The sequence below is a fragment of the Nonomuraea sp. B19D2 genome (assembly GCF_040137845.1).
In the GTDB taxonomy this organism is placed as follows: Bacteria; Actinomycetota; Actinomycetes; order Streptosporangiales; family Streptosporangiaceae; genus Nonomuraea.
Window position 1 is genome coordinate 1 of the sequence record NZ_JBEFAK010000089.1, and the last position, 21012, is coordinate 21012.

Below are 21012 nucleotides of genomic sequence, written 5' to 3' on the forward strand. Positions count from 1 at the left end.
GGTCGCCATCAGCAAACTCGTCAACTCTCTCAAGGGCGTCTCCTCCCACTACCTGTGCAAGGAATTCACCGGCCGCGTCACCCGCGCCATCATGCAGGGCCTCTTGTGGTCACCCAGCTACTTCGCCACCTCTTGTGGCGGAGCCCCACTCTCAAGGCCGGGATCATGACTGAGCTCGGCCAGCGGAACGAGACCACCTCCGGCACGCCACAAGGTGGCGTCCTCTCACCCTTGCTGGCCAACATCGCCTTGTCGGTGCTGGACGACTTCTTCGTCGAGCAGTGGGCAGCGGCGGGCGACAGCCAGCAGCGCAGGAACAGACGCGCCCAAGGGCTGGCGACCTGGCAGCTCGTCCGCTACGCGGATGACTTCCTCGTCCTGGTCCACGGCACCGCCGAGCACGTCGAACAACTGCGTGATCAGGTGAGTGAGGTCCTGGCACCGATGGGCCTTCGCCTGTCGGAGGCCAAGACCAGGATCGTCCACCTTGCCGACGGGATCGACTTCCTCGGGTTCCACATCATCTGGCGCCGCAAGCGAGGAACGAACAAGTGGCACGTCAACACGTTCATCGCCGACAAGCCGGTCCAGGCGCTGAAACGGAAGATCAAGTCGCTGACCCGCAGATTGTCGCATCTGAGCTACAGGGAAACGCTGGTACGCATCAACTACATCCAGCGGGGATGGGCTAACTACTTCAAGCACGCGGTCGCCAAGCACACCTTCTCCCACCTGCAGAACTTCATCTGGTGGCGAGTGATCCATTGGGTGATGCAGCGCAACCGCATGACCTGGAGCCATCCAGCGATGGCTGCGCACCCCACGGGGATGGCAACCCATCGCCTTCGACGGGGTCGAATTGTTCAAGATCGCATCGGTTCCGGTGACTCGCTATCGCTATCGAGGAACCAAGATTCCGTCACCTGGCCGACAGCCCTGACAACACCTGCCTGACGGCATGATCTCGTGGAGAGCCCGGTGCAGTGAGAGTCGCACGCCGGGTTCGGCGGGCGGGTCCGGGAAACGGACCTGGAGCAATCCAGGCACCGCGCCCGGACTCGACCCAACACGTTGTCGTGGATCATGAGAGCCCGCCGCAACTGCCGCGACTACGAACGCCTGGCCACGCACAGCGAGACCTTCCTGAACTGGACGGCGGTCACCCTGATGACCCGGCGGCTGCCCCGCAAGCGCCCCTCCCAGACTCAGGCGGCGGCTCGGGCAAGTAGATGGGGTGACGGCGCGTCAGGATTCGCTCGACAGCGAGGTGATGATTACCTGGAGCGACACATTACTTACGGTGCGACATAATAGGAGGGCCGGCGATGGCCGTCGGAGACCTGTGCATCGGTGCCGTCATCCCCCACACCGGCAGGTTGTCCCGGCTCGGTGATCCCCTGTCCTTCGTCCTGAATCTCCTGGCACCGACCGTGACCCATGTCGTCAACGACGGTAGACGACACAACCTCCGCCTGGCCGGCCGGGACAGCCGCTCCGACCCAGCCGTGGCCCGCCGGGCGGTGCACGAGCTCGTGGAGCAGGAGCGGGCACAGGTCGTGCTCACCCTGGGCGGCACCCAGGTACTGCCCGCGGTCGCCGACACCTGCGAAGAGCTCGGCGTACCCTGTGTGTCCACGACGTTTCCGTGGCAGGCCTACGTGTACGGGCGCGGCGGGGACCCTTCGCGCCCCTTCGCCTGGACCTACCACTTCGCGTGGGGCCTGGACGACATCGCCGACGTCTTCACCGAGATGTGGCAGTTGTGCGCGCCGCATTCCGCTCCGGTCGGCTGTCTGTGGAACAACCAACTGCCGGGTCGCCTGCTGCGCCACCCCCACCATGGCTTCCTACCCCAGGCCGCCGAACGAGGACATCGGCTGGTGGACCCCGGCGGCTACCGGGAACCCGCCACGACCTTCACCCCGTACATCGACCACTTCCGGCAGGCGGGCACCGAGATCATCACCACCGCCGCGACCGAGGACGACCTTGCCCTGTTCCACCGCCAGGCCATCGAGCACGGGCTGCGTCCCCGCCTCATCACCTCCTCCCGCTGGCTGACCTATCCGTGCACCACGGCGGCCGGCGACCTGAGCGGCGCGGGCATCGCCACCCTCGTCTACTGGTCACCACGCCACCCGTTCCGCTCCAGTCTGGACGGGACCACACCCGCCCTGCTGGCCGAGGTCTACGAGCAACACACCGGCAACCAGTGGCTGCAGCCCCTGGGCCTCGCCTACGCCCTGGTGGAGGTGGCCGTCCACGCCCTGTCAACCGCCGACGACCTCGCCGACCGGCGTTCGGTGGCCCAGGCAATCAGCCGCACCCGGCTGGACACCATCGCGGGCCCGCTGGATTGGACCAGCGGGCCGACCCCCAACGTGGCTCTGATCCCGCTGGTGGGCGGCCAGTGGCGGCCGGGCGGGCGACATCCGGTCGAGCTGGCGATCGTGACGAGCACCCGCCTGCCGGAGGTACGCCCCAACGCCGATCTCGCCTTCGCCCGTTGAGGTTGGCACTACTATGAGCGGGCCTGCCAGGGCTCGCCCGGACGAGGGCACCCTCCGTGATGGCCGGGTGGGTGGCCGCAGGCAACCTGGCCTTCGCGTACCGCTCGGAACCGGAGTCGGTCAGCCGGCCAGACACGTTTCATTCGCGCCGGTCGCCTCAGATATGGGGCGGCGGCCAGCCCACCCGCACGATACAGTGACGCCTCCTGCCACGAAAGGTGAGCGGCCTACCTCCCGCTTTCCATGTCCGACGACCCTGCCGACGTCAGCCAGACAGGAACCGACGGATGACCACTGCAGCTCACGATGCCGACGAACGCCGCATGGCCGCCCGCGCGCTCCTCGCCAACCCCGTGCTCACCGCGTACCGCCATGGTGAGCAGCTCCCACTCGTACGCAGGCATGCCGCCACGCTCAAGCCGGCCTTCGGGCGACTGCTCGGCTACGCGCTGGTCGTCGAGTCTGGTTTCGCCCGGCTGATCAAGGCTCCCTTGTCACCAGAGGCCCCGGTCCGCCCTGCTCGCCGCTCCTCCGGCAGCGAGTTCACGCCGCGTACATACACCTATCTGGCGCTGGTCTGCGCCGGGCTTCTGACGCGGGACGTGGGTGAGCAGGTGCTGCTCTCGCAGCTCGTCGAACAGATTCGGGCGGACGCGGTCACCGCGGGAGGGCTGCTGCCCCATCTCATCGCCCGCCCCCTGCATCCGCTGGACCGTCCCGACCTGCTCTGGGCCGCCGATCCGGACGAGCCCGAGCAACCGCGTCGCACGTTACGCCGCAAGCTCGTGGAGAACCCGCTGGTGCATCGGGGCGACCTCAGCGACGCCGAGCGCGACCTGCTGCGCAGGGAGCGCACTGAGCTCACCCGTATCCTCGAGGAGGGCTTCGGCCTGACCCTCGAGGTACGCACGGAGGGGGCGCTCGCCTATGACGCCGACGCACAGCTCACCGATGTCGTCCTTCCCGGCACCGGTACCGTACGGCAGGCCGCGCTGCTTCTCATCGACGCCCTCATCCAGGCCCTGCAGCCGAGCACCGGCACGGAGGTGACGCTCGACGGCCGGACCGTGCCTGGCGTGCTCCCCCGTGGCACGTCGTCGACAACGAACTCGGCAAGCTCGCGCAAGCCCATACCGGCGTCTGGCGGACGGACATCCTCGACAATCCACTCCAGCTCCGGGACGCCGTGCCGATCCCGCCAAGCTGCTGCCCCTGATCGCCCAGGAGGCCCACAGAAAGGCGGAGGCGGCATTCCAATAGCTGCCTCATTGAACTCTTTGCATCCTGATTGCCCTGGTCACGACGATTCGGCGGAAAGCGGTGGCTGGATGCCGCGTTTGCGCCCGAGGCTGTCTCGTTGATCCTGAGGCATCTTGTCGTTCGTCCCTCTTATCTGAGGCGTGAGCGCTACAGCACTGAGGAGCAGGACACGCGATCGGGATGGGCCGCCCCTTGACGTTGAGGAACGGCGCAGAATCGTCATGGCGTTCCTCCAGCCACTGGTCGAGGTCGGGACGAAGCGTTGGGTGAATTCGTTCCCGGCCCAGGCTGACCAACATGGTGAGCGTGTGAAGGGCTTCCCGCGGCAACAGGAAGCCCTTCGTGATGTCCACATGGCTCGCTCGGACCAACAGGCGGCGCCTGGACAGCGACATCCCAGTTATCCCCCACCATCGCGCTGGGGGCCAGAGTCGCGAACGTACTCGGACATGGCCGTGGTCAACTGTGGCCTCCGGTTCGACACCATCGACCACGTCGTGGGTGTCACGCTGCGGTAATGCCGCCACGCTCCGCGTACGGACGCGTTCGCTTTCGCCCGACCACGTCCGAAAGCGTTCAATGGATCTCGACGCCGCCGTCTCCGCTCATGATGATGAACATCAAAGGATGCGCGCACCCGGGGACGGCAATCGCCGCGGTGCAGGAGCCTCCTTTCTGTGATCGCTCGCCCGGACCAGGAACTCCAGAAAGGCGCTGACATGACACGCAGGCGTTCTCCCGCACGACCGTCTTCCAGCCGGCTCGGCTGCACACCAGATGAGAGCGGCTGGCGCGCCGCAATCGTGATCGTCGTGATGGTTCTCGTCGTCGTCCTGACCGCCCGCGGCCTGGGCCGGATGGAAGCACTGGAGGTGGTTCTGATCGCAGGGTGGGGCGGCATCGAACTGGCCCGCCGACTCATTCAGCGCAACCCCGGCCACCGCCCAGCCTGACCAGGCCCGCCGCCATGGCCCGCCCTGAGAAACCCCTTGACCGGCCCGCGGACCCGGTTCAAGGCTTCGCGTTGAGGCTGCGCCGGGCGCGCCACGAAGCCGGAGCCCCGACGTATCGCGAGATGTCGACCAGGGTGCGCTGCTCCAGCAGTGCGCTGTCGGACGCGGCCCGGGGCCGGCGGCTGCCCTCCTGGCCGACGGTGGAAGCGTTCTTGACCGCGTGTGGGATCACGGACCTCTCCACCTGGCGGGCACACTGGGAGGATGCCAGAGCTTCCGCGGCAACCCTGGAGGTGCGAGTCCCCGGAGACCAGCCTCCAGACCCCTCAGATGTTCGGACCGCCGCCGAGTTCGTGGTCAAGTTGAACCTTCTGCTGGTCTGGGGCGGTGGTCTGTCGCTGCGGCAGGTGAGCCTCCGGGCGAAACAACTGGGACTGCCAGACCTGCCGCACACGTCCCTGCACGACATGCTGAGAAGCGATCGCCTGCCGCCCCTCGAACGGGTCAGAACGGTCGTCGCCGTGGTCGGCGTCGATCCCGCTCCTTGGGTACGGGCCTGGCGCCGCGTACAGGGAGTGAAGACCGCCGAACTGCTGGAACATTCACAACTGCTGCGGCTCAGGTCCTACACCTTCCCCGCCGAGTACGGGCCGGTATCGATGACGTTCCACTTCGCCTCCGAGCAACGGACGGATTCGGCGCCACCCACCGTCTTCTACGGCGACGAGGGCTCGCGGGACACGGTGGTGTATCCCAGCAGGCGCAACGTTCGCAGGAAGATGACCTTCAGCCGGAACGACCGTCTTCCCGCCGCTAGGCCAGTCCCGCCATCCCCAACGGTCTCCGGGGATCACGTACAGTTCCCATCCATCGCGTCCGCTGTCGAGGGAGTCATGCCACTGCGTCCCCCTGATCCGAGCAGCTTGGGCCGCTATCGGCTGCGCGGAGTTCTGGGCGAGGGCGGGCAAGGAGTGGTCTACCTCGGCGAGACACCACAAGGCAGACCGGTGGCGATCAAGGTGCTGCACGTGGAGTTCAACGACCATGTCACACGAGCACGATTCGTCCGCGAGTTCGAGGTCGCCCGCCGGGTGGCCGCCTTCTCCATCGCGACGGTTATCGACGCCGATGTGGAGGCCGACCGGCCCTATATCGTGAGCGAGTACGTCCCGGGCCCTTCCCTGCAACAAGCCGTCAGCGAGCGTGGGCCATTCAGCGGGGCCGCCTTGCACCGTCTGGCTGTCGGTACCGCCATGGCGCTGGCCTCCATCCATGCCACGGGAATCGTGCATCGCGACTTCAAGCCCAGCAACATCTTGCTAGGCCCTGACGGACCCAGGGTCATCGACTTCGGCATCGCTACAAACCAGGACTTGGCCACCATCACCGCCACCGGCATCGTCGGCACCCCAGCGTATATGGCGCCAGAGTCGATGAGGGGTGAGCGGGCCGGTCCCGCCGCCGACGCGTTCGCCTGGGCCGGGGTCCTCCTTTTCGCCGCGACCGGATCGCCGCCGTTCGACGGCGCCAGCGTCGCGGAGGTCATGTACAAGGTGCTCCAAGAGGAGCCATCCCGCCTGAAGGCCCTCCCAGAGCCGTTGTACTCCATCGCCCGACCTTGTCTGGAGAAGGACCCTATAAAGCGGCCACCCATGCGCGAGGTGCTGCTCCACCTGACAGAGACGCCGGCGCCCGACCTCCAGCCGTCGATCTCTAAGCCGGACGCGGGGGTCGCTGACCCTGATCGGACGCGCGTTCATCGCAGCAACGACAAGCGGCGCGGATGGAACCCGCTCCCGAACTGGCTAAGGAGGAATCGCTGACCGCCGGGCACAGCCGCGTCCGGCACCTCCGCCAGGCAACGTCCGCCCGTCGTCCACCGGCCCGCATGGGACAAACACTCCGAGATCGCGCAGCACCCTCCGCGAGCTCGACGTGCCCTACCTCGGATTGGATAGGAAGCCGCCTCGGATTTCACGCAGCAACGCCACGGGTTGTGGACCAACACGACTCAGGAATGGATCATGTCGCGTGCGAGCCAGCGCCTCCCTCAGGTGTCCCCAGCATCTTCCCAGTGGCGATGACGAAGGCATCCGAAAGCCTGAACTCGGGCTGTTTCAGATAGCTGCCCAGCGATGCAGGGCTACTCGGATGTCACGAAGAATGAGAATCTACAGCAACGTGCTGTGCGGGCGCTCGACGTGTCGCCCTGCACAGCACGTTTGTTTCTAGAGAATGGGAATTTCCCGCTGCGTTGCCTGGTCCACCAAATGGCGCCTTGCAAGTGGCCCCTTGAGGTGGAACTGATACTTGCGCGCAAAGCCAAAGTTCGTTGATGTGCCCCCGTCTTCCCACGGGAAGATCGGCTCACAAACGTCGCGAACCTTGATTCCCAGGACAACCTGCTCCGAGGTTTCTACCACCTCGGTATCGGTGACCTGCGCGCAGAACTTTCCATCGGAGCCTGGCCTGCCGGTGAGGATCACGGCGGTTATCGTGCGACCGCCAGAGTCGGCAGCAGCGGACTCGATGGGATACCAGCGTGCTTGCCGGCCGCACCCGGCAGCCAGTAGGACGCTGATGGCAGCTAACGCCAATCCCAGGCGATTCGCCATGATCCACTCCGACCCACTCAGGTGATCTTGCGTTTCTTGATGTCGCCGCCGAACGCCTTGGCCGCCAGCCTGATATCAGTAAAGTACTGGGTGCAGATCCCGGAACCCGCCTTGCTCCCACCGCTGATAATGCCCTTGGCCGTGATGTACCCCTGGGCGGGTCCGCTGTCGATGATGGTGTATACGGGTCCACCCGAGTCGCCGCGCCAGGTGCAGGTTCCTATCCTGCCACCGGACACCACGGGGACCACGTGCTCGGCGGGGTCTCCCGGAGCTTCCCGGTAGTCGGCTATCGTCGTGGGGTCATTGACCACCCATCCGCACTCCTGTCCCGTTCTGTAGCCACCGGTGCAGTACTCGTCGTTCTGCCTGGGGCTGCGGCTCCATTTTCCGGCTACCGGAGATTTCTCGCTGTCCGACTTGGTGTCGCTGGTGAAAATGGAAGCCGTCTGCATGCGCGCGGTGAGCTTGATCCGAGCCAGGTCCCCATGGAAGCCGCCTTGCGGTTCTGGACGGATAACGGATCCTTTGCCGTCGGTAACGTGGTGCCCGCCTGATCGCCAAGAATGCGGGCGCCGTCGACGAAGCCATAGTCGGTCAGCCTGGCCGCGTCGGCTGCTGGCAGGTTCGTGGGGAGGCAATGTCCAGCCGTGAGATAGAAGCTGTCGGTCTTCGTCCCCCAGGCGAAGCCGGTGCTGCATGACCCTCCGGCTGCAGTTCTGAAGCGGCTGCCGCCGTTGATGTAGAAGTCGAGACCGAGACTCCATCGGGGATTATTGACGATCCCATCCTTCAGGCGGCAGTCGAGTTCATTGCCCTTGCTGTCGCTCGAACACTTGAAGGTGCGGACGTCCGGGTCGGGGTCGTCCGGTCCCGCGATCATGCGGATGGGATGTTCCAGACCTGGACGCAGCCAGACGGATACCGTTGTTGCTCCGTACCGCTGCGCAAGGCCCAGCCGCAGTTCCGGGGTCACCTCACTTGCTTGCACCATGACCTGGTTGCGTGCTGCCCAAATGGAGCTTTCGATGAGCTTGTCAGCACCGGGGATCTGGCCATCCAGGGTGAGGATTTCGCTCGCGATGGTCTTGAGCCGGGCAGAGCGCGTGACAGCAGACCGGACGGTTCGGCCAGCATCCCGGTTGAGCACTACCTGATCACCTCGTAGCTGGCGGAACCCCAGCCTGACATGCCCCTCAAGCATGCTGATGTGTTCGGTGCCGAGGTCCGCCAGCGCGGATAGGTTTGGACGGCGCGAAGTTGTGCCCTTGGCCAGGAAGGGCGTGGATGCTGGCGGCGCGACGATCTCAGTACAGTGTCGGAGTGGCAGGTGAACAACTGAGCGCTCGGGTGGACAGCTGGATCTGGTCGGTGCGGCTGGCCAAGACTCGTTCGATCGCGTCCGACGCCTGCCGGGGCGGTCACGTCCGGGTCAACGGGGTGCGGGTCAAACCCGCGCACATCGTCCGGGTCGGTGACGAGGTCCGGCTGCGGCACGAGGGCCGCGAACGCATCGTGGTCGTCTCACGGATCATCACCAAGCGCGTCGGCGCCGCCGTGGCCGCCGAGTGTTACGTCGACAAGAGCCCTCCACCCCCTCCGCCCGAGGAGGCCGTGACGGTGGCCGTCCGCACTCGTGGCGCGGGCCGTCCCACCAAACGCGAACGCCGCAGCATCGACAAGCTGCTCGGGCGCCCGATGGTGGAGGGGCGAGGCCGCCGGGCTCGCCCCGAGTGAACGACATGCCGCATGGAACTGGATGCGCGTTTCTCGCGCGCCCACCTCACCGGCGCTGTGCTCCCCCGGCCTTCCGGCCGTCAGGAACAACGCCGCCGAGCTGGTGCTGACAGCATCGCTGGACCGTTCGAGGCCCCGGGATGCCATGTTTCAACGCCGCCGCGAGATTCGACGCATGAAGATCTGCACCGTCCGCCCGGGCCTGCCCTTCCCCCACGCATCCCAGGCGATCCAGGTCAAACGCCGCCGCACCGACCGCAGAACCGGCAAGACCACCATCGTCACCATCTACGCCGTCACCAGCCTCCACCCGGACGGATCACCCACGCCCAGCTCGCCGCCCTGATCCGCGGCCACTGGAGCATCGCAGCCCTGCACCACCGCGAGGACGCCTCCCGCAGCCGGACCGGCACCGCACCCCGGATCATGGCCAGCCTGCGCAACCTGGCCATCGGCCTGGCCCGCCTGATCGGCTGGACCAACATCGCCGCCGCCACCGACCACTACCGCCGCCACCCCGCCGACGGCCGTCAGCTACTCGGTTTCACAACATGAGAACACTTCGGCCCTGGGTCACGGTGAGGGAGTCGGCGCAGGTCACAGCTTGATCGCGTACGGCGTGACGGTCCCTTGACATGCAACCGGACAAACGCCTCGAGCGACTCGTCGTTCGAGGCGCTTGATGGCCAAATGCCCGGTGCTGGCCCGGGTATCGGCGCGGCACATGCGCTCCCTAGCGAACGGCTACGTGACCACGCCGAACGGCTGCGCGGCATCGCCGACAGTCACGACCGCACCGGGATCACCCTGAAGCACCCGACACCGTGAGCGGAGCAGCAGACGAGCGCGACCGTCGAGGCCGGCGTCCCCCGCAACACCCTCACCCAGCGCCACCTCGACCTGAAGAACGAGTTCTCGGCCACGACCCCGAAACCGGCCGCGATGAGCAGCAGCCCGGCGATCATTGAGCGGCGCAGGCCGAGCCGGTCACCTGCCCAGCGTGTGAGGGGCAGTTGGGCGCAGACGACCAGCAGGGAGGACAGGGCGAACAGCCAGGACAGGGCTGTCTGGGAGCCGGTCGCGCACTGCACCTCGTCCGGCAGGGCGAGGTAGAGCTGGTTGTAGGCGAGCAGATAGGTGCCGTAAGCGCAGCACAGGGCGAGGAAGCTGCGGTTGCGCAGCAGTACGCGCGTGCCGCCCGCTGCCGGGTGCGCACTCGGCCGGGGATGTGCTGCGGCATCAGCCATACGTGCCCGGCCAGGACGAGGACGAAAACGGCGGCTCCGGCGAGGCAGGTCGTGCGGAAGTCCACGGCGAGCAGCAGGGCGCCGAGCAGCGGGCCGATGAAGGCACCGGCCTGTCCGGCCGCGCTCAGCAGAGCCAGCACCCGAGTACGTGAACCGTGGCCCTCCTCCTCCCTGATCATTGCCTGCCGGGCCACTTCGGACTCCACCGCCGGTGAGAACAGTGCGGCGGCGAAGCCGATCAGGAGCACCGCGCCGACCACCGTCCAGGTCTGCTCCGCGTACCCCAGCCAGGCGAACCCGGCGACCCGCAGCACGCAGCCGGTCAGCACGATCGGGCGTACGCGGTCGCTCCGGCACCGTCTGCGCCGTCCCGCTGAGAAGGTCCGTGGGCGCTCCGGGGTGGGACGACGCCCGCTGCCTCAGCCGCGGGATGCGTACTCCACCGGCCCCCGTGACCGCGAGCGCCCCGAGCAGGGCCCAGGACGGCGGCCTGGGCGAGGACGGCCCAGGGGGCGCGTTCGGCATACGGCTGGTTCTCGGCATCGTTGCGGGACATCAAGAGATGAGTCCCGCAACGACCGTCAGCAGGATGTCGCTACCGAGGCCACTGCGCCGAGGCGGCCGGAGTGGGCGGTTACCTGGTCTTGAACCGGTCCGGACGCACGAAGTCCAGGCCTTCGATGGTCTGCTTGCCGAGCGCCTCGTGTGCGGCGATGTGGCCATAGCCGGTCGCCATCTTGAAGCCCTTTCCGGAGAATCCGGTGGCACAGTAGACCCTGCTGTTCTCGTCCAGCCAGCCGAGGAGAGGATGCCTGTCCTCGGTGAAAAGGTCGGGGAAGGCGTCGGAGCGCACGATGGTGGGGATCAGGCCGGGGAAGAAGTCGGTGACGATATCGGTGACCTTCTCGACCTCTTGCGGGGTGAGTTCCCTGGGCACGGAGTCCGGGTCGGGGGTTTCCCTTCCGCGTCCGTCCAGCGGTCCGTCCACCGATGCCTTGACCGTCACGCCATCGACGGCGGGTGCCCCGTACATGGAGCGATCGTCGTACAGCCGGCTGAAGATGGGGAATTTCTCCGGCGAGAACTGCGTGCCGTCCTGAGCGATGAACCAGGTCAGGACGATCCGATGGGTTTCCGTGACAGCCTTGAGGTGGTCGGGCATGAGCCTTCGGGACCAGCCGCCCGAGGCGACGATGACCTTCTCGAACGTCCAGGTTCTGTCGCCCGAGGTGACGACCACGCCGTGGTCGGTTTCGGTGATGCTGTCCACGGGTGTGTTCTGAAGGACGGTGGCACCGTTCGCCCGGGCCGCCGCGACGGCAGCGCTGACGGCGCGGTCGGTGCGCAGAACGCCGGCGCGGGGGTCGTAGACGGCGCAGTCGTCGGGGCGGAGGTTGTGCTGGGGGTAGCGTTCCGCCAACTCCTCCCGGCTCAGGACGCAGTGCTCGGCTCCGTTGATGCGCGTTGTCTCGAGGAGGCTGTTGATGAAGTCACTGTTCGCCGTCCCGATGGACAGCCCCCCGGTGGTCGTGAGGATGTCCTGCCCGGTTTCCGCTTCGAGCTCGGCCCACAGGCCGCGGGAGCGTTCGATGATGGGGTAGTACTCGGGCCTGCCGAGGTAGACCATGCGGAACAGGCGGGTGTCCCCGCCCACGGCACTGCGGCCGTGGGCCGGGGTGGCGGCCTCGAAACCCACTACCGAGTCGGACAGCCGCGAGGCCTGCCACAGGGCCATGCTTCCGATGCTGCCCAAGCCGATGACTGCGAGTTGTGCGTCCATGAGAGCAGTCTCCTTTTCGTTTACTCGTGAAGTCCGGCGAGCCTGCTGCCGAATCGGGCCAGCAGTGAGGTCGTGCTGGAACCCCTGCGCTCTTCCCACTGGTCGGCAATACCGAAGAGGCGGTACATGGCGTGAACGCCCAGCCAGCGGATGGGTTCCGGTTCCCACTTCCGTGCCCGGTAGCCGACCCAGGGAAGGGTGGTCCGTTCGGTTTCCTTCTCGAAGGCGAGCTCCACGAGCGTCCTGCCGCCCACGTAAGCCGACGTGACGCCGTGTCCCGCGTAGCCGGTGGACGATCCGATCCCCGCTGCCGGATCCCAGTGCACGCCGCCGTTCCAGTCACGCGTGACACCCAGGACTCCCGACCAGGCGTGGTCCGCCTCGAAGGGGATGGCCGGGAAGAAGGTACTGAGCTTCTGCGAGAGCAGGTCAATGGTGGACTGGGCGGTCGCACCAGCTCCCCCGGTGCCGGACCCGAACCGGTAGGGGACACCGCGGCCCCCTATCGCGATACGGCCGTCCGACGTCCGCTGGGCATAGATGAACGTGTGCGCGCAGTCGCTGAGACACTGCAGCCCGTCCCAGCCGATCTCTTGCCACGCCTCCTCCGACAGAGGTTTGGTCACGATCAACGAGGAATTGACCGGGATCAGGCTCCGGCGGCCGAGCAGACGTCCCGAATAGCCTTCGGTGCAGACGAACGTCTTGGCCGCGGTGACGCGTCCGTTGGCCAAGGTGAGGATCTTGCCCCCGACACTGTCCACCCGGCTGCCCTCGAAGATCCTGACCCCCATGGAGGTCAGGGTGTCGGCGAGGCCGTAGACGAGTTTCGCGGGGTGGAACCGCGCGCAGTGCTTGTAGAAGAGCCCGCCGTAGACGGTGGAGATGTTGATACGGCTCCGGAACTCGTCCCGGTCGAGCATGTGGACTTCGTCGTCAGCCAGCCCGTACTTCTGGTCGGCATCGCGTCTGGCCACCAGCCGGCCCAGCCCCGCCCGAGTGTGGGCGGCGACGAGTGCGCCGCCCTTGTGCTGATCGGCGTTGATGCTTTCGGCCTGGAGGATGTCCAGGACGGCGTCGACGCCGGCGACGAATTCCTGCTGCAGTGCCCGGCTCGCTTCCAGCCCTCCCCCGGCGCGGGCGAAGGTGGCACGGTTTCCCGGAGGCATTGCCGAGAGCCAGCCACCGTTGCGTCCTGATGCGCCGTAGCCGACCTGTTCGGCCTCGAAGACGGCGACGGAGAGTGACGGTTCGAGCTTCTTGGCGAAGTACGCCGCCCACAGGCCGGTGTAGCCGCCGCCGACTATGGCCACGTCGACGGAGTCCTGGCCGGTGAAGCGGGGGAATGAGGGCTTCTTGTCGGCCAGTTGGGCCACCCAGAAGCCGAGTTCTCCGTTTCGGGGTGGTGCCGCAAGGGCGTTCATGGTGTGTCCTTCATCTGTCTCTGGGAACCGCGTGGGCCGCTGCTGGAAGGCGGTGTGGCCGCCGTCGACGGGGTGCGTTGCCCCGGGGATGTACGAGGGCTCCGACGACGCGAGGAAGAGGACGGCGTCGGCGATCTTTTCGGGAGTGGCGAGGCGCTGGAGCGGGATCTGCCCTTCACGCTTACGGCGGGTGGCCTCTGGGTCGGACCTGCGCCGGAAGGACGCGTCGATGACTTGGTCGACGCTGTCTTGCATCGCGTCGTCCAGCATGATCGGCACCGGGGTGTCGATCATGCTGGACGAGGGCGTCGAGTGCCTGTTGAAGCCGGGCCACCGCCGCACTGCTCATGATTGGCTCGCCGCTACACAGCGGTGCAGATCACCTGGATCTCGACAGGGGTGTTGAGCGGTAGTCCGGCGACACCGATCGCGGTGCGAGCGTGCCGTCCGTTCTCGCCCAACACCTCGATGAGCAGTTCACTGGCCGCGTTGGCGACGTTCGACTGCTCACCGAAGTCCGGCGTACTGGCCACGAAGACCAGCATCTGCACGATCCGGACCCGGTCCAGCTCGCCCACCGCCTGCACAGCGGCGGCGAGCGCGTTGAGCGCGGCATGGCGCGCGAGCTCCTGCGCCGTCTCCAGCTCCACGTCCCGGCCGACAACGCCCTGCCCCAGCAGCTCGCCGTCCTGGAACGGGAGTTGGCCGGAGAGGTGGATGGTGGAGCCCACCGTCCGGTGGGGCACGAGGTACGTGGTGCCGGCGAGGACGGGTAGCGTCAGCCCCAGGGCATGGAGCCTTTCCGAAGCCGAGTCACCCTTGACGGTTTGACGCAAGGGCAGACTCACGCCGCCACCGCCTTGCTGCGGATCATTTTCTCGGTTCTCCGCTCGGGTGTCAGGGGCGCGGCAGGCCGAAGAGGACCGGGAGGTCGGCGATGTCGGTGATCCGCTCGTATCCGAGCCAGTGCTCGTCGTGTTCGAAGCCGCGGTCGACGTACACCTTGTTCTTGATGCCCATGATGGCCGCGGAGCGATGGTCGTACATCGGGCTCGCGGAGACGTGCACGAGCTCGTCGGGTGTCACGCCGAGCTTGTCGAACATGTACTCGAAGGCGCGGAGCCGTGGCTTGTAGACGCCCATCTCCTCGGCGCTGATGACGACCTCGAAGGGGGCCTTGAGGTTCTCCGCGAGGCGTACGGCATGCGCGGTGTCGCTGTTGGTGATGATGACGAGCGGGACAGCCTCGGCCAGGCGGTTCAGCGCCTCGGTGACACCGGGGTACGGGCCCCAGGTGGGGATGCGCTCGTACACCGCCCGCGCCTCGTCCTCGCGGTACTCCAGGCCGACCTTGTGCAATGCACGCTCCATGGAACGCGCGACGACCTGGTGGAACGGCTGGTACGCGCCCGTGCACTCGTCGATCCGGTACGCCTTGCAGATCCGCAGGAACTCATCGGCGACCTCGGCCGGCAGCCGGTCGCCCAGGACCTCACGCATCGCGTCGTTAATGCTGAACTTGATCAGCGTGCCGTTCATGTCGAACGTCACGAACTTGGGCTTGACGTCGAATCCCATCTGGTCCTCCTAGTGCTTCAGTGGAGCAACCTGGCGCTCCGGTCGATTGTCGACCATTCTGCTAGTCGATTGTCGACCAAATGGGACTCGACTGTCAACCACGTCGGAGGAGTGCCTCAGACAGAACCGGCGCTGATCCACTGCCGTATGAAGGAGGTGATCCGCCGGGTCGGGCGCAATCGGCTCTCAGTCGAGGTCGGCTCCGAGTCCGTGCGGACCGGCAGAGCGCCGGAGAGACGGAGGTGGCCGGCCCGGCATCAGCCTGACAGCCAAACGGCGCCACTCGAGACGCCGACCTGTCGCCGCGACCCGTGAGCCGGATGGGGCACGGCTGTGAATTCAGGGAGCTCCGTGCCGGACAACCAACTTGAGGTGTGGATGCAAACCAGTGGAGGTAGAGTCGACAAACGACCAAGTGGTCGACAAGCACCGAGGGAGGCCAACGGGGTGGACCACAAGTTCGAGTGGCAGGAGCAGCGGACGACGACGCCGGACGGCGTCTACCGCGTGCTGCGTGCCGCCATCCTCGACGGGACCGTACCTCCTGGTGGACAGCTGCGCGAGGCGCACATCGCCGCAGATCTCGGGATCAGCCGGTCCCCGCTGCGCGAGGCGCTGACCAAGCTGGAGGAGGAAGGGCTCGTCGTCAAGATCCCCTACCGCGGGGCGTTCGTCGTAGAGGTGAGCGCTCGCGAGGTCGCTGAGATCGACTCGGTCCGGCTACGTGTCGAACCCTACGCCGCCGAGCTCTCAGCCGAAGCACTACGCGGTCCTGAGCGGCCGCAGTTGCTGCAAACTGTCGAGGATCTCCGCCGGGCAATGGAGAAGGACGACATCCCGGCCAGCATCGACGCACACCTTCGCTTCCACAGGCTGTTCTACGATCTCTCGGGGCACGGCATCCTGCAGAGTCTCTGGAACGGCTGGGAGACCAAGCTGCGCCTCTACCTCAGCGTCGATCACCGCACTTACAGCGACGACCCGCATCAATTGGTCGTCGAGCACGAGAGGTTGGCCGCGGTTGCCCTGGAAGGCGACACCGACGCGTTCCGCCAGGAACTGGCTGCCCATTTCCCAATGGGACTGCGAGCCCAGACGGGAGATCCAGGGGAACGCACGCCCCGGCATGTATGAGGCCATGCTGCCTGCGTGAAGTGTCCAAGCCCGCTCGCCACCGTGACGTTGTAGACCAATGCCGAAAAGTCAAGGATCACGCTCGCACTGTCAACGCGATCTTGTAGTGGATCTTGAGTGAGGGTTGCCGGTCGCCGGCGCGGTGGGACGGGTAGGGGGCGACGGGGCGCTTACGGTTGCGGGATAGCTGCGCGGGCGGGTCCGCTCTTCCAGGAGACGGCGGGTCGCGGCGGCCTTGTGTCATACGCGCGGTTCTCCCGCGGCGCGGTCGGCGTCGACAACACCTGCCTGCGGGTCATCACGGCGATACCTGCGCGGCCCCTATCCGGGCGAGTTAGGGGCGTCTTCCAGGACCGAGCGCCCCGGCAGCACCACAGCGCTCTTGACCTGCCACAGCAGGTCGGCGCCCGTCGCCGTGGCTGCGAGTCACGGTGGAAATCCGGGACGCCTCGCCGAAGCCGGTGAGGCAGTTCATGACCCACGCGAGCTGCCTTCCGCGTCACGGTCGTCTTCCTACCGGATCCGCCTTCCAGGCGGATCCGGATCGGCTCGACCATCCGTTGCAACCGCTCGACGATCCCGCCGCCGTCAGCGATCGTCATGCGGACAGGTGTGCTGCACATGCTCGTCCACGCCGAACCGCATGAGCCCGGTGAGCCGGGTCACGGCGTCGACCGTCGCTTCCAGCAGCGGCGGACCGAGCCGCACGCGGTGTTCCAGGTCGTGCTCGAGGCTGAAGTTTGTATTGACAGTGCTCGACGGGCACGCATATGGTCGACAAACGACAATACGGTGGCTGTTTAAGCCATCATGCGGCGTTTCGCCCCCACTGTTACTCGAGAGGAGAACCGAGTACAGATGATCACGATTCATACGAAGCGGGCTCTCGTGGCCAACTGCGAGGGTTTGCGCCCTGTGCCGTCCGCGGCGGTGGCGCAGTGAGTCGGCCCGTGGCTTCGGCAGCGAACATCGGCTCGGCTTCCAATCGGCTCCAGGCCTTGGGTCTGGATCTTCCCGGCCTCGCTGGCAATCCGTACTACGTGCACCACCGGACGCTGGGCTCCAGCATCTACATTTCGGGCCAACTGCCTTACAAGGACGGTTGGCTGCTGGGCCAGGGCATTGTCGGCCGGGACGTCGAGCTGGAGACGGCGCAGGAGCTCGCACGCCATGCCGCGCTCAACGCGCTCGCCGCCGCTGTGCAGGCGGTGGGCGACCTGGACCGGGTCCGGATCGTGCAGATGCTGGTCTTCGTGGCCAGCACGCCGGACTTCGGTCAGCAGTCGAACGTCGCCAACGCGGCCAGCGAACTGCTCATCGAGGTACTGGGCGAGAACGGACGGCACGCCCGCACCGCGATCGGTGTCGCCGGACTACCGCTCAAAAGTCCGGTCGAAATCCAGATGGTCTGCACCGCGGTGTAGGCCGGGGCACGACGGTGGTGTGGCGTGAGCACGCGCGATGTCGCGGGCCGCGCGCGTTCGACATCCAGGGGGAGTCAGCACCCGCGCCCCTCGATCATTCCAGGCAGAACCACAAGGAGGGCAGCGTGAACCGGCTGCAACGAGCACTCGACGCTCTGGCCGAGCGGATCGACACCCCCGCGCCGATCGTGCTGGTCGACGTCATGCAGGGCAACATCGAGCGCATCCAGGGCTTCGCCGACCAGCACAACCTCAAGGTCAGGCCGCACGTCAAGACGCACAAGTGCGTGGAGATCGGGCGACGCCAGATCGAGGCCGGCGCGGTCGGCATCACCGCGGGCAATGTCGGTGAGGCCGAGGTCTTCGCCGCGGCCGGATTCGACGACATCTTCCTCGCCTACCCGATCTGGGCCGCAGGAACGAAGAAGCCCCGGATCCGCCGGCTCGCCGAGTCCGCCCGGCTGCGGGTCGGCGTCGACAACGTCGCGGCGATCGAGGCCCTCGCCGACGCGATGGGAGACGAACCGGACCGCCTGCAGGTCGTGATCGAGGTCGACTGCGGCGCCCGTCGTTCCGGGGCGCCGCCCGAGGCCGCGGGCGATCTCGCGCTCGCCGCCCGCAAGCGCGGTCTGGTGCCGGTGGGCGTCTTCACCTATCCCGGTCACGGTGGCGCGGGCCGGGACGCTCGCCGGCGCGCCACGCAGGACCAGGAGGCCGCGCTCACCACCGCGGTACGCAGCCTCGAAGGTGCCGGGGTCACCGCGGAGGTGGTCAGCGCCGGCTCCACTCCCACCCTCGAGTTCTCCACCAGCGGCGTGATCACCGAGATCCGTCCCGGCGAGTATGTCTTCGGCGATCTGAACAACGTCCGGCTGGGCTCCTGCACGGAGGACCAGATCGCGCTGTTCGTCGCCAGCACCGTAGTCAGCGACTGGGTCCCCGGCCAGGTCATCGTCGATGTGGGCAACAAGGCCCTCAGCAAAGAAGGCAGCCCCGAGATCGGCTACGGCGGCATCGCCGGCACGAAGGCGGTCCTGTCCAAGGTCAACGAGTACCACGGGTTCCTTCCGCTGCCGGACGGCGAGTTCCGCCCCAGCGTCGGCACCGTCGTACCGGTGGTGCCCAACCACGTATGCCCGGTAGTCCTCGGTTTCGAGGAACTGATCGTCACCGACAGCACGGGCACGTCGCTGCAGCGCTGGCCGGTCGACGCCCGCGGATTCCTCAACTGACCGGCCCCGGGGACGAAACTCCGTGGCCGAGCCCGCAACCCGACCGACCTCCCCCGCAAAGGAGTGCCTGACATGAGACTCAACAACGTGGCGGCCTTGATAACCGGCGCCAGCAGTGGCATCGGGGAAGCCGTGAGTTCCCACTTCCGCCGCGAGGGCGCGCGGCTCCTGCTCACCGGCCGCAGGGAGCGGCTCGACAGCGCTGAGCCCGACGACCTGTACGTTCCCGGAGACCTCAATGACGAGACGTTCGTCGAGCACCTGGCCAAGCAGGCCGCCGAGTCCTTCGGCACCGTCGACGTCGTCGTCCTCAACCACGGCCTGCAGGCTGTCAGTCCGCTCACCGAGATGGCCTACGACGACGCGAAGAACGTGCTCGAGAGCAACCTGCTCAGCGCGTTCCTGGTGATGAAGCACTTCGCGCCGCTGATGCCCTCCGGAGGAGGCTCGTTCGTCTGCGTCAGTTCACGGCTGGGCATGGTCGGCATGTCCGGGCAGGTCTTGTATTCCGCCGCCAAGGGGGGCCTCATCATGCTCGCCAAGGGCGCGGCGATCGAATGGGCCCCGCGCAACATCCGTGTCAACGTCGTCGCTCCCGGTCTGACCGCCACCCCGATTATCGAAGCGGCGTTCCAGCGCCGGCCCGACCCCGAGGGCTACCGCCGCGAGCGCGAGAGCCAGATCCCGCTCCAACGCCTCGCCACCCCTGAAGAGGTCGCAGACGCGGTGCTCTTCTTCGCATCGTCGGAGTCGTCGTACGTGACCGGATCGGTCCTGACCGTTGACGGCGGGTACACGGCTTTCTGAACACCCCTGCTGGGCATCACCACCAGCAATGGGCTGAACGGACCTGTTCTCCGTCTCGCCTTCTGCCTCGGGCGACCGCTGATTGCAGCATGACCGATCGATCACGAGTCGAGCGCATGCCCCGATCGCCGTACTCGAACTGCGCCACCCACAGTGCGCCCGTGCCGACAACCGCATCCGCTCCACCCCGGCACCAGCCGCAACGCGTCGCCAGTCTCGGTACATCGGGAACGGGCCGCGCCACGAGTACATGCCAGACGCCGCTCGGCAACGGCTCATCCTTCTCAAGCCCAAAAAGGAAAGACATGCCGCTCCTGAAGGCCATCGACACCAATCCCTCCTTCGCGCCGCGCGAGTCCGGCCCGCTCCCGGAACGCCTGATTTCCGGGAACCCCGCCTTCAAGACCTGGGCCCAGGACGTCGCCCGTGGGGAGACGATTCATACGGGCGTCTGGGAAGCGACGCCCGGCGAGACGCGCTCGATCAAGGGCGAGACCTACGTGACCGTGATGTGATGCCGATGCCGCGCGACCCGATCGTCTTCGAGACCTCTCGCGAAGCTACCTGCTGAGTAAGGTCGCCGGGGCCGATGGACCGCTCGGCACGTCCCTCAGCCGAAGGCCCGGCTCTGCCTCATCCCTCACGAGTGCCTTCATGCTGCGGCTCTGGTGAGGACCGCCGCCACCCTGCTGGTCACCGCCTGCGACGGCTCCAGCTTCCCCACCGCCGCTCACCTGGCCTTCTAGCCAGCGTCGCCCCGACAACAACGTCGTCGGGGACTTCGATCCACGGCGAATACGCGCCCGAAGCAGCCATCCGGCAACGCAAGCGGGCGATGCCTTCTGTCCGCGTTCGCCGCCCTGCACGATCCCGCCTCCCGCATTTGCGGAGGTAAAGCCCCCGCACTGTTGGTCCCACGTCCCTGGATGAGGAGTATTGCCATGATCGATCGTAGAGCACTTCTGCGCGGAGCAGGCGGCCTGGCCGCCCTCGCCGCTCTTCCCTCCCTCGCCGCCTGCGGCACCGGCACCAGCCGGAGCTCGTCCGCCAGTGGTGGCGGCGGCGCCGGCGGCGGCGGCGGCGGTGGCGGCAAGACGGTGGCCGTCCGTAACAGTGGCGGGGCCTATGGCGAGGCCCTGAAGAAGGCGATCTACGATCCGTTCACCCAGGAGACCGGGATCACCGTCCAGGTCGCCAACCTCGATGGCGCGCAGGTGCTGGCCCAGATCAAGCAGGGTCGTCCTCAGGTCGACCTCATCGACAACTCGATGATGGACCATGCCAAGTTCGTCCGTGAGAACGCTCTGGAGC

24 protein-coding genes and 4 pseudogenes are annotated in these 21012 nt (G+C 66.8%); 17 read left to right on the forward strand and 11 right to left on the reverse strand.

From position 1 onward, the window contains the following. The 6 genes and pseudogenes from ABN273_RS57340 to ABN273_RS60175 form a co-directional block, all read left to right on the forward strand. Nucleotides 1–169: transposase (locus tag ABN273_RS57340; protein WP_349458234.1), on the forward strand; the 169-nt coding region annotated here is incomplete at its 5' end. Beyond that, a complete protein-coding gene (locus ABN273_RS57345) occupies nt 166–954 on the forward strand; it encodes a group II intron maturase-specific domain-containing protein (protein WP_349458212.1) in 789 nt (262 codons plus the stop codon). The genes ABN273_RS57340 and ABN273_RS57345, both read left to right, overlap by 4 nt. Nucleotides 955–1325: 371 nt before the next feature. Continuing rightward, nucleotides 1326–2510 carry an ABC transporter substrate-binding protein gene (locus tag ABN273_RS57350; protein ID WP_349458213.1) on the forward strand — a complete coding sequence of 395 codons (1185 nt, stop codon included), beginning with the start codon at nt 1326–1328 and terminating at the stop codon, nt 2508–2510. Between the two features lie 287 nt (nt 2511–2797). Continuing rightward, nucleotides 2798–3871, forward strand: a complete 1074-nt coding sequence (locus ABN273_RS57355; RefSeq protein WP_349458215.1) for a DUF2398 family protein — start codon at nt 2798–2800, stop codon at nt 3869–3871. A 576-nt stretch (nt 3872–4447) separates the two neighbouring features. Next, nucleotides 4448–4723 carry a hypothetical protein gene (locus ABN273_RS57360; RefSeq protein ID WP_349458216.1) on the forward strand — a complete coding sequence of 92 codons (276 nt, stop codon included), beginning with the start codon at nt 4448–4450 and terminating at the stop codon, nt 4721–4723. A 122-nt stretch (nt 4724–4845) separates the two neighbouring features. Next, nucleotides 4846–4899 (forward strand): annotated as a pseudogene (locus tag ABN273_RS60175) (hypothetical protein); the annotation flags it as partial. 150 nt (nt 4900–5049) lie between these two features. On the opposite strand, the gene ABN273_RS57370 reads toward ABN273_RS60175, so the two are convergent. After that, a complete protein-coding gene (locus ABN273_RS57370; RefSeq protein ID WP_349458237.1) occupies nt 5050–5325 on the reverse strand; it encodes a hypothetical protein in 276 nt (91 codons plus the stop codon). Here ABN273_RS57370 and ABN273_RS57375 point away from each other — a divergent pair. Further along, nucleotides 5299–6546, forward strand: coding sequence for a serine/threonine-protein kinase (locus ABN273_RS57375; RefSeq protein WP_502911351.1), 1248 nt, complete (start codon nt 5299–5301; stop codon nt 6544–6546). The two genes, ABN273_RS57370 and ABN273_RS57375, sit on opposite strands and share 27 nt — an antisense overlap. Nucleotides 6547–6951: 405 nt before the next feature. On the opposite strand, the gene ABN273_RS57380 is transcribed toward ABN273_RS57375, so the two are convergent. The 3 genes from ABN273_RS57380 to ABN273_RS57390 all read right to left on the reverse strand — a co-directional run bounded on the left by ABN273_RS57380 (nt 6952) and on the right by ABN273_RS57390 (nt 8488). Continuing rightward, nucleotides 6952–7338, reverse strand: coding sequence for a hypothetical protein (locus ABN273_RS57380; RefSeq protein WP_349458218.1), 387 nt, complete (start codon nt 7336–7338; stop codon nt 6952–6954). Between the two features lie 17 nt (nt 7339–7355). Then, complete coding sequence (locus ABN273_RS57385; protein ID WP_349458219.1) at nt 7356–7652, reverse strand: chymotrypsin family serine protease; 297 nt, start codon at nt 7650–7652, stop codon at nt 7356–7358. An 80-nt stretch (nt 7653–7732) separates the two neighbouring features. Then, the gene (locus tag ABN273_RS57390) at nt 7733–8488 is read right to left on the reverse strand and encodes a chymotrypsin family serine protease (protein ID WP_349458220.1); all 756 of its coding nucleotides are present in this window, start codon (nt 8486–8488) and stop codon (nt 7733–7735) included. Between the two features lie 173 nt (nt 8489–8661). Here ABN273_RS57390 and ABN273_RS57395 point away from each other — a divergent pair, with 173 nt between their 5' ends. The 3 genes from ABN273_RS57395 to ABN273_RS57405 all read left to right on the forward strand — a co-directional run bounded on the left by ABN273_RS57395 (nt 8662) and on the right by ABN273_RS57405 (nt 9630). After that, the gene (locus tag ABN273_RS57395) at nt 8662–9075 is read left to right on the forward strand and encodes an RNA-binding S4 domain-containing protein (protein ID WP_349458221.1); all 414 of its coding nucleotides are present in this window, start codon (nt 8662–8664) and stop codon (nt 9073–9075) included. 175 nt (nt 9076–9250) lie between these two features. After that, nucleotides 9251–9421, forward strand: coding sequence for a hypothetical protein (locus ABN273_RS57400; RefSeq protein ID WP_349458222.1), 171 nt, complete (start codon nt 9251–9253; stop codon nt 9419–9421). Between the two features lie 80 nt (nt 9422–9501). After that, nucleotides 9502–9630 (forward strand): hypothetical protein, encoded by a 129-nt coding sequence (locus ABN273_RS57405; protein WP_349458223.1) that lies wholly within the window; start codon nt 9502–9504, stop codon nt 9628–9630. Nucleotides 9631–9860: 230 nt separating this feature from the next. Here ABN273_RS57405 and ABN273_RS57410 read toward each other — a convergent pair whose 3' ends face one another. The 6 genes and pseudogenes from ABN273_RS57410 to ABN273_RS57440 all read right to left on the reverse strand — a co-directional run bounded on the left by ABN273_RS57410 (nt 9861) and on the right by ABN273_RS57440 (nt 15104). Then, nucleotides 9861–10322 (reverse strand): MFS transporter, encoded by a 462-nt coding sequence (locus ABN273_RS57410; protein ID WP_349458238.1) that lies wholly within the window; start codon nt 10320–10322, stop codon nt 9861–9863. A 5-nt stretch (nt 10323–10327) separates the two neighbouring features. After that, nucleotides 10328–10651: pseudogene (locus ABN273_RS57415) on the reverse strand (MFS transporter); the annotation flags it as partial. A 305-nt stretch (nt 10652–10956) separates the two neighbouring features. Then, nucleotides 10957–12102, reverse strand: a complete 1146-nt coding sequence (solA, locus tag ABN273_RS57420) for an N-methyl-L-tryptophan oxidase (protein ID WP_349458224.1) — start codon at nt 12100–12102, stop codon at nt 10957–10959. Nucleotides 12103–12122: 20 nt separating this feature from the next. Continuing rightward, the gene (locus ABN273_RS57425) at nt 12123–13820 is read right to left on the reverse strand and encodes an NAD(P)/FAD-dependent oxidoreductase (protein WP_502911350.1); all 1698 of its coding nucleotides are present in this window, start codon (nt 13818–13820) and stop codon (nt 12123–12125) included. A 68-nt stretch (nt 13821–13888) separates the two neighbouring features. Beyond that, nucleotides 13889–14374, reverse strand: coding sequence for a RidA family protein (locus ABN273_RS57435; protein WP_349458225.1), 486 nt, complete (start codon nt 14372–14374; stop codon nt 13889–13891). A gap of 49 nt (nt 14375–14423) precedes the next feature. After that, nucleotides 14424–15104, reverse strand: a complete 681-nt coding sequence (locus tag ABN273_RS57440) for a haloacid dehalogenase type II (protein ID WP_349458226.1) — start codon at nt 15102–15104, stop codon at nt 14424–14426. Nucleotides 15105–15551: 447 nt separating this feature from the next. On the opposite strand from ABN273_RS57440, the gene ABN273_RS57445 reads away from it, so the two are divergent. Further along, nucleotides 15552–16238 (forward strand): GntR family transcriptional regulator, encoded by a 687-nt coding sequence (locus ABN273_RS57445; RefSeq protein WP_349458227.1) that lies wholly within the window; start codon nt 15552–15554, stop codon nt 16236–16238. 588 nt (nt 16239–16826) lie between these two features. Here the strand turns inward: ABN273_RS57445 and ABN273_RS57450 are convergent. Beyond that, nucleotides 16827–17111 carry a hypothetical protein gene (locus tag ABN273_RS57450; protein ID WP_349458228.1) on the reverse strand — a complete coding sequence of 95 codons (285 nt, stop codon included), beginning with the start codon at nt 17109–17111 and terminating at the stop codon, nt 16827–16829. Between the two features lie 77 nt (nt 17112–17188). Here ABN273_RS57450 and ABN273_RS57455 point away from each other — a divergent pair, with 77 nt between their 5' ends. The 6 genes and pseudogenes from ABN273_RS57455 to ABN273_RS57480 form a co-directional block, all read left to right on the forward strand. Beyond that, nucleotides 17189–17662 (forward strand): RidA family protein, encoded by a 474-nt coding sequence (locus tag ABN273_RS57455; RefSeq protein ID WP_349458229.1) that lies wholly within the window; start codon nt 17189–17191, stop codon nt 17660–17662. A gap of 125 nt (nt 17663–17787) precedes the next feature. Further along, nucleotides 17788–18894 (forward strand): alanine racemase, encoded by a 1107-nt coding sequence (locus tag ABN273_RS57460; protein ID WP_349458230.1) that lies wholly within the window; start codon nt 17788–17790, stop codon nt 18892–18894. 72 nt (nt 18895–18966) lie between these two features. After that, entirely contained in the window at nt 18967–19701 is a 735-nt protein-coding gene (locus ABN273_RS57465) for an SDR family NAD(P)-dependent oxidoreductase (RefSeq protein WP_349458232.1), read from the forward strand. A 305-nt stretch (nt 19702–20006) separates the two neighbouring features. Further along, nucleotides 20007–20216, forward strand: coding sequence for a hypothetical protein (locus ABN273_RS57470; RefSeq protein ID WP_349458233.1), 210 nt, complete (start codon nt 20007–20009; stop codon nt 20214–20216). A 153-nt stretch (nt 20217–20369) separates the two neighbouring features. Continuing rightward, a pseudogene (locus ABN273_RS57475) lies at nt 20370–20582 on the forward strand (transposase); the annotation flags it as partial. 60 nt (nt 20583–20642) lie between these two features. Beyond that, nucleotides 20643–21012, forward strand: a pseudogene (locus tag ABN273_RS57480) (hypothetical protein); the annotation flags it as partial.

Bases quoted from the DNA above. Each gene is read 5' to 3' on its own strand.
- ABN273_RS57450 (WP_349458228.1), bottom strand. From the start codon at position 17,111: ATGAATCGTGATCATCTGTACTCGGTTCTCCTCTCGAGTAACAGTGGG.
- ABN273_RS57465 (WP_349458232.1), top strand. From the start codon at position 18,967: ATGAGACTCAACAACGTGGCGGCCTTGATAACCGGCGCCAGCAGTGGC.
- ABN273_RS57440 (WP_349458226.1), bottom strand. From the start codon at position 15,104: ATGGGATTCGACGTCAAGCCCAAGTTCGTGACGTTCGACATGAACGGC.
- ABN273_RS57410 (WP_349458238.1), bottom strand. From the start codon at position 10,322: ATGGCTGATGCCGCAGCACATCCCCGGCCGAGTGCGCACCCGGCAGCG.
- ABN273_RS57350 (WP_349458213.1), top strand. From the start codon at position 1,326: ATGGCCGTCGGAGACCTGTGCATCGGTGCCGTCATCCCCCACACCGGC.
- ABN273_RS57355 (WP_349458215.1), top strand. From the start codon at position 2,798: ATGACCACTGCAGCTCACGATGCCGACGAACGCCGCATGGCCGCCCGC.
- ABN273_RS57470 (WP_349458233.1), top strand. From the start codon at position 20,007: ATGCCGCTCCTGAAGGCCATCGACACCAATCCCTCCTTCGCGCCGCGC.
- ABN273_RS57425 (WP_502911350.1), bottom strand. From the start codon at position 13,820: ATGATCGACACCCCGGTGCCGATCATGCTGGACGACGCGATGCAAGAC.
- ABN273_RS57345 (WP_349458212.1), top strand. From the start codon at position 166: ATGACTGAGCTCGGCCAGCGGAACGAGACCACCTCCGGCACGCCACAA.
- ABN273_RS57370 (WP_349458237.1), bottom strand. From the start codon at position 5,325: ATGTTCCAGCAGTTCGGCGGTCTTCACTCCCTGTACGCGGCGCCAGGC.
- ABN273_RS57405 (WP_349458223.1), top strand. From the start codon at position 9,502: ATGGCCAGCCTGCGCAACCTGGCCATCGGCCTGGCCCGCCTGATCGGC.
- solA (WP_349458224.1), bottom strand. From the start codon at position 12,102: ATGGACGCACAACTCGCAGTCATCGGCTTGGGCAGCATCGGAAGCATG.
- ABN273_RS57380 (WP_349458218.1), bottom strand. From the start codon at position 7,338: ATGGCGAATCGCCTGGGATTGGCGTTAGCTGCCATCAGCGTCCTACTG.
- ABN273_RS57400 (WP_349458222.1), top strand. From the start codon at position 9,251: ATGAAGATCTGCACCGTCCGCCCGGGCCTGCCCTTCCCCCACGCATCC.